Genomic DNA, 7993 nt, shown 5'->3' with positions numbered 1-7993 from the left:
TATGAATCACTCATTAGCTCATAAGATCGGTGGAGAATGGCATGTTCCTCATGGACGTACTAATGGTATCTTATTACCACATGTTATAAGATATAATGGAACGATTCCAACTAAATTAAATATTTGGCCAAAGATTGAAAATTATAAAGCAGATGTAAAATACATGGAATTAGCAGAATTAATTGGATTAAAACCAAAAACTCCTGCTGAAGGTGTTGCTATGTTTGCTGATGCATGTGAAGAATTATGTGCTAAAGTTGGTGTTGCTTGCAACATTAAATCTCAAGGTATTGATAAAGATGCTTGGGAAGAATCAGTTCATAGAATGGCTATGAATGCTTATGAAGATCAATGTACTCCAGCTAATCCAAGAATGCCTATGGTACATGATATGGAAGCAATCTTAAGAATGATTTATGATTATGAATCTAAGTTTGCTGCAGAAGCTCCAAAGAAATAATAATGAATAAAAGTGTTGCGTGATTGCAACACTTTTTCTTTTGGCGTAAAATGGGAATAAGGATGTGATGATAATGTATATACAAACACAAAAACAATATACACCATTTGTAAGTGATGATTTAACTGAATTATTAGGACAAATGACTTTTAAAATTAATAACTTTGGATTATGGGAAAGTGATCATGATACAAAAGCACAGTATATATCTAATGATATTGAAATTGTCTATTATCGCGAAGGTGGTTCAATAACAAGAATAAGTAATAAAGAATATATATGTCCACCAGGTAGTTTTTTAATATTAGAACCCTTTCAATTGAATACATCAATCAATGAGAAATATCATAAATATTCCTATTATTACTTTCATTTTGAAATAGAACCATTACATTTAAGAAAACAATTCCTATCCTTGCTGACAAAACATGGACATCTCATCTATCCTCATGAAATGAAGAATTTTACTGAAATGTTTGATCGATTATTAGTTGAAGCACACGAAAAAGAAATTGGTTATTCCAGCATTATTACTTCTGCATTAATGAGAGTTATCGTTGAAATTATGCGTGCTCAACTCAAAAGAAATCAAGATGACTCTATTCATATTGTTCATTCTCCCTTTATTGATTTAGTCAATGAATCTATTCATTATATTCAAGAACATCTCTATGAACCTATTAGACTCACAAAAATGGCACAAGATTTAGGTGTTTCAACAGGTGTTTTATATAAAGCTTTTGTTAATGTTCTTGGCATTCCACCAGCAACTTATATTCATAATGAAAAAATACAATATGTTCAAAGTCGTTTGCTATTAGGAGAAAGTGTAACATCTTTAGCACAGGAACTTGGTTATTCATCATCATATCATCTTTCTAAAGACTTTAAGAAACATGTTGGAATGAGTCCAAGAGATTATAAGAACTATGTGAAATAATAAACATATGCATAAAAGTATATGTTTTTTGTATAAATGAATATGTTTTGTATATCTGTAAGTGCTATCATATGGGAAAGGAGGATGTCTATGTTAAAAGATCATTATCAAAAAATATTTCAGCCTATTATGATTCATAATATGGAAGTGAAAAATCGTATTTTTATGTCACCAATGTCAACAAATTTTGCTACTAAGGATGGATATGTTACAGATGAAATGATTTATCATTATGCCAGACGTGCAAAAGGTGGAGTTGGATTAATTATTACTGAGGTTGTTATGGTAGAGCCGATTTATAAGTATATTGCTCATACTGCTTCTTTACAAGATGATTCTTATATTGAGGGATGGAAAAGATTAGCTGATGAGGTGCATAAATATGGTGGAAAGATTTGTCCACAATTATTACATCCAGCATATATGGCTTTACCATTTCCTGGTACACCTCAATTAGTGGGACCAAGTGAAGTTGGGCCTTATTATGCCAAACAACCACCACGTGCATTACGTGTTGATGAAATTCATGAATTAGTAGAACAGTTTGGAGATACTGCTTTACGTGCTAAAAAAGCTGGAATGGATGGTGTTGAAATACATGCTGCTCATGCACATGCTTTAATTGGCGGATTCTTGTCACCACTTTATAATAAACGTATTGATGAATATGGTGGAGATATTACGCATCGTATTCGTCTCTTATTAGAAGTAATAGCAAATGTGAGAGAAAAATGTGGTCGTGATTTTCCTATCATTGTCCGTATTAGTGGTGATGATTATGAAGATGGTGGACAATCATTGCATGAAGGATGTTATATTGCCAAGCGTTTAGAAGAAGCAGGTGCTGATATGATTCATGTCTCAGGTGGAACAACGATTCATCGTGGCAGTTCAATCACACCACCAGGAACATCACAAGCAAGTCATGTTATAGGGGCGAAAGAGATAAAAAAATGTGTTCATATTCCAGTGGCTACAGTTGGACGCTTAAATGAGCCTTGGATATTAGAAGAAATATTAGAACGAGATTTAGCAGATATTTGTATGGTTGGGCGTTCATTATTATGTGATCCTGATTTTGTGAATAAGATTATGTTAAATAAATTAGATGATATACGACCATGTATTGGATGTTTAGGATGTTTAAGTTCTACAATGTTAAAGGATCATGTAGAATGCGGTATTAATCCAGCATTAACAATGGAAAATGAAGAAACAATTGTACCTGCATCTGTCATTAAAAAGATTCTTGTGATTGGTGGTGGTCCAGCTGGATTAGAAGCTTCTTATATTTTAAGAAAAAGAGGTCATAATGTGACATTAGCTGAAAAATCATCACAATTAGGTGGAGCGATGATTGTGGCAGGCTATCCAATTGCAAAACAGCATTTTGCTCAAGTTACAAAATATTTTATCAAAAAAACAATTGATAGTGGGGTTGATGTTGAACTCAATACATGTGTTGATAAAGAGTATTTAGAGAATCATCATTTTGATGAAGTGATTGTTGCTTCTGGTGCTAAGCCAATTGAATTAGAGATGTTTAAAAAACATCCACATAGTGGTGTAGCTCAAGATATTTTACATGGTAAAATGTGGGCTGGTAAGAATGTAGTCATTGTAGGTGGTGGTTCTGTTGGCTGTGAAGTTGCTGATTTTATTGCTCCACTTGTTAATGATAGACATCCAAATAATAAAAAGATTACAGTTATTGAAATGAAATCAAATATTATTATGGATGATACATCACCATCACGTAGTGTCTTAGTACAAAGAATGGAAAGAAAAGGTGTGCAAATCATTACTGATGCAAAGGTTACTGGTGTTGATAAATCAACAGTCACATATCAAAAAGATGGACAAACATATGTTATAAAAGAAGTTGATACAATTCTTGAAGCCATAGGATATCAGAGTGATCATTTCTTTGAAGATATTTTAGAAAAGATGAATATATCTTATCATGTTTTAGGAGATGCAAATCATTCAGGAAAAATAAAAAATGCGATTACAGATGCTTATCAAATCTGTAAAAATATATAATAAAAGGAGAAAACAAATGAAATTATTAGAACCTATTCAAGTTGGAAAAATCACATTAAAAAATCGTATCATGTTCCCACCAATGACAACTGGGTATGAAGAACGTGATGGATCTATTGGAAAACAGAGTTATAATTTTTATAAAAGATTAGCGGAAGGTGGGGTTGCCTATATTGTTTTAGGGGATGTGGCTCCAGTGAATACTGTTTCACCAACTCCAAAATTATTCCATGATGGACAAATTGAAGCTTTCAAATCTTTAGCAGATGCTTTGCATGATTATGATTGTAAATTAGGAATTCAATTATTCCATCCTGAATATGATGTTGATGCATTAGCTGAGCTCTTTAAAAAAGGTGATATGCAAGCAGCGCGTGCGAAATTACATCATGATATGTTACATTATATAGATGAAGTGACAGAGGAACAATTAAATACAATCTTAGAAAAGATGGGAGATTGTGTCAGACGTGCTTATGAAGCAGGTGTTGATGTCATAGAAGTTCATGGTGATAGATTGGTAGGATCATTATGCTCAACAATTTTGAATCATCGTACAGATGAATATGGTGGATCTTTTGAAAATAGAACACGTTTTGCGTTAGCTGTAGTGAACTCAATTAAAGAACATGCACCTGATATTTGTATTGATTACAAATTACCAATTGTAACAGTCAATGATGATGGAACATTAAGAGGTAAAGGTGGTTTAATTATTGAAGAAGCTATCAAACTTGCAAAGATATTAGAAGAAGCAGGTGTTCATATGATTCATGTTGGACAAGCTAATCATACAGGTAATATGAATGATACAATTCCAGCAATGGGAACACAGCCATATTGTTTTATGAATAAATATACAAAACAAATTAAGGAAGCTGTCTCTATTCCAGTCTCTTCAGTAGGACGTATTATCACACCAGAAAATGGTGAAACATTAATCGAAAATGGTATTTGTGATATTGTTGGTTTAGGACGTTCATTGTTAACAGATCCAGACTTTGTTAAAAAAATAGAAGCAGGACAGTCTCAAAGAATCCGTCAATGTATGATGTGTAATAAAGGATGTACAGATGCCATTCAAAATAGACAATTCCTAAGTTGTGTCTTAAATGCTGAAAATGGCTATGAATATGAAAGGGTCATAGTTCCAGCAACTGAAAAGAAAAAAGTTGTTGTTGTAGGTGGAGGTCCAGCTGGATTAGAAGCTGCAAGAGTTGCTAAAACAAAAGGATATGATGTTGTTCTATTTGAACAAGAAACAACCCTTGGAGGACAATTAAACATTGCCTGTGTACCTCCAAGAAAATCAGAAATGACAAGAGCCATTCATTATTTAACAAATGAAATGAAAGAATTAAATGTTGACTTAAGATTAGGACAAAAAGTCTGTGCAAAATGTATACTTGATGAAAAACCAGATAGTGTTATTGTTGCAGTAGGTGCATCTAATGTAATTATACCAATTCCAGGTCATGATTTACCTCATGTTTATGATGCATGGAAAGTTTTAAACCATGAGCAATTACCAAGTGGTCATGTCGTTGTTATTGGTGGTGGACTTGTTGGAGCAGAAACGGCAGAACTTTTAGCAGCAATGGGATGCCATGTCACAATTGTTGAAATGATGGAAGAAATCGCAAAAGAAGAATCATCAACAGTGAAACCAACAATGTTTGAAACATTCAAAAAACATCAAGTTAACTTACTAACAAAAACGAAAGTGACTGCAATCACTGCAACAACAGTAGAAGCAGAAAGTGAAGAAGGAACAATCTCTCTACCATGTGATTATGTCATTATGGCTGTTGGAGCAAAACCAAATGCCTTTGATATCACACCATTAACTCAAGCTGGTATTGATATTCATTTGATAGGTGATTGCCATGAAAAAGCTTCAGATATTAATCATGCAATTGAAGAAGGATATTTGGCTGCAAATAATATTTAATCAATATCGAATGCGTTGTTTTATGACAACGCATTTTGTATAATGAATGTAAGGAGTGAAGAATGATGAAAGAGTTGTATAGTGCACTTGTTAGTGGTGGAATTATTATTTCATTAATAACAATTATTTCATGGTGGGTATTATTTAAACGTGCTGGCTATTCAGGTTGGTATGCTATTGTACCTATTTTAAATGTCTATATTTTCTGTGAAATGATAACTGGTTCTGGGTGGCTATTTCTATTTATGTTTATTCCTGGATTGAATTTGATACTTATATTCTACTTACTATTTCGCTTATCATTTGTATTTGGTCATGGGATAGGTTTCGCACTAGGGTTAACTTTCTTATATCCTTTATTTATGTTGATTTTAGTATTTGGTGGTAGTCAATATTACAGTCAATAAAATGATAGTAATATTTTAAATTATTTTTATAAAATAAGTTTTTTTTGGTGATAAAGTGATATACTATATTATAGATTAAGGTTGGGGGTTATAAAAATGGGTAAATATAATGCAGAATTATCACAAGATATAGAATATTGGCTTTTAATGAATTCTTTGAATGCAAGTGTAAGTAAACATCTGCTAGATGAACATTTTACATTGGTTACTGCTAATCAGCGCTATTATGAAATGTTTGGATATTCAAAAGAAGAGTATGAAGGACTGTATCATAATCGCCCCGATTTATTTTATAAAAATGATCCTGATGATTGGGAAGAACTTAGTAAGGTGGTCATTGATACTATTCAAAAAGGAAAAAACCGTTATGAAACAATTGTACGTATGAGACATAAAAATGGACAGAGATTATGGATTAAGGTGATTGGCAATTTTACTGATGAATATGTCAATGGTTATCGTATTTCATATTCAGTCATGATGGATATCACGGAACTTATGCAAAATAAGATAGAAAAAGAAACAACAGAAAATAATTTTCCTGGATTAATTGCTAAATATAAAATAACAAAAGATGGATTGGTGTTTTTAGATGGTAATAGTCGTTTTCATTGTTTTTTTAAAAATCATCCTTCTGTATATTTGAATGAAATGACTAAAGAAAATGGATTGGATGAAATTGTTTATCATTATGATGCGTTACGAAATGGTGAATCTTTAACATTGTCTATTTCGCCTTTAAATGCATTGAATGAAAGAAAATATTTAACGGTTACAGCACAATGCATTGATAAAGATAAAAATGATCCTATTTATTTATTCATTTTCTCTGATGTAACAGAGTTAACAATACAAAAACAGCAACTTCAAGAATATAACCAGACCTTACATAAACTTGCTTTTTCAGATGAAGTGACAAAAGGCTTTAATCGAAGAAAATTTGATCTTATTGTTGGTCAAGCAATTCATTCTCATCAAATGGGCACATATGCAATGATATGGTTGAATTTACAGAACTTTAAAACAATTAATGAAGTTGGAGGCATTGAAGCAGGCAACCGTACTTTAAAATATGTATATAATAAAATAAGCAATCATTTACAAGAAGATGAGTATATTGCTAGATTGTTCTCTGATAATTTTGTAATTCTAATGAAGATTGGAAAAGATAAGAGTATTGAGAAAAGATTAAATCGATGTATTGTAGACATCAATTCATTTAATGCTCATGAAGAGTATAAGTATTATTTAACTTTTACAGCAGGTATTTATCTTATTCGTGAACCAGATATTGCAATCACTTATATGCAAGATAGAGCTCATGCAGCAAGAAAATTAACTAATAATCAAAATACGGATTTATGTATATTGAATTATTATAATGAAAAAATGCGCAAAAAAATGTTGGATGAGAAAGATATAGAGAACAGAATGAGAGATGCGCTTAAGAACAATGAATTTGAAGTTTATTTACAACCTAAATATTCAATAAAAGAAAATTGTTGTGCTGGGGCAGAAGCCTTGGTAAGATGGAATCATCCAGAGCGTGGCTTTCTTCCACCATCAGAATTCATATCCTTTTTTGAAAGAAATGGTTTTATTGTTCAGTTGGATTTATATGTATTTGAAAATGTTTGTAGATTACTTAAAAAATGGAAAGATCAAGGGAAAGATTTGCTGCCAATATCAGTAAATATGTCAAGATTTCATTTTTCTAAAAATAATTTTTTAGAGGAATATGTTAGAATAAGGGATCAATATGGTATTCCAACTCAATATTTAGAAATTGAATTAACAGAAACATTGGTTTTTGAAAATCCTGAAGTCTTTATGAGCGTTATTCAAAGGATTCGAAAAGAAGGTTTTGCTTGTTCTATGGATGATTTTGGAAGTGGGTATTCAACATTAAACACACTCAAGGATTTAGAAGTGAATACAATTAAACTTGACAAAGCATTTTTCTCATCTGAAAAGATGAATAATAAAAAAGAAAATATTATTATTAGAAGTGTTTTAGATATGGCAAAATCACTGAATATGACAACTGTTGCAGAGGGAATAGAAACGAACGAACAAGCATCCTTTTTACGTAAGACTTCCTGTGACTTTATACAAGGTTATGTTTTTTCTAGACCTCTTCCTATAGCAGAATTTGAGAAATTAATTCAGAACCAGCAAAGAAATTCATAAGA

Annotated in this window: 5 protein-coding genes and 1 pseudogene; all 6 read left to right on the top strand. The window is 31.8% G+C overall.

Features of this window, described 5'->3' with window-relative positions; genetic code table 11:
- Positions 1–460: pseudogene (locus BN350_RS18625) on the top strand (bifunctional acetaldehyde-CoA/alcohol dehydrogenase); the annotation flags it as partial.
- Positions 461–533: 73 nt separating this feature from the next.
- Positions 534–1400, top strand: a complete 867-nt coding sequence (locus tag BN350_RS06305) for a helix-turn-helix transcriptional regulator (protein ID WP_231385240.1) — start codon at positions 534–536, stop codon at positions 1398–1400.
- A gap of 90 nt (positions 1401–1490) precedes the next feature.
- Positions 1491–3443: an oxidoreductase gene (locus BN350_RS06300; RefSeq protein WP_044600169.1), complete on the top strand. Its 1953-nt coding sequence runs from the start codon at positions 1491–1493 to the stop codon at positions 3441–3443.
- Between the two features lie 16 nt (positions 3444–3459).
- Complete coding sequence (bilR, locus tag BN350_RS06295; RefSeq protein WP_028042836.1) at positions 3460–5394, top strand: bilirubin reductase, long form; 1935 nt, start codon at positions 3460–3462, stop codon at positions 5392–5394.
- 65 nt (positions 5395–5459) lie between these two features.
- Positions 5460–5801, top strand: a complete 342-nt coding sequence (locus BN350_RS06290; RefSeq protein ID WP_028042835.1) for a DUF5684 domain-containing protein — start codon at positions 5460–5462, stop codon at positions 5799–5801.
- A gap of 96 nt (positions 5802–5897) precedes the next feature.
- Positions 5898–7991: an EAL domain-containing protein gene (locus tag BN350_RS06285; RefSeq protein WP_028042834.1), complete on the top strand. Its 2094-nt coding sequence runs from the start codon at positions 5898–5900 to the stop codon at positions 7989–7991.
- Positions 7992–7993 lie beyond the last annotated feature (2 nt).

The organism is Candidatus Stoquefichus massiliensis AP9 (assembly GCF_000455285.1).
Classification (GTDB): Bacteria; Bacillota_I; Bacilli_A; order Erysipelotrichales; family Coprobacillaceae; genus Stoquefichus; species Stoquefichus massiliensis.
This window is presented reverse-complemented; position numbering and strand designations above follow the sequence as displayed.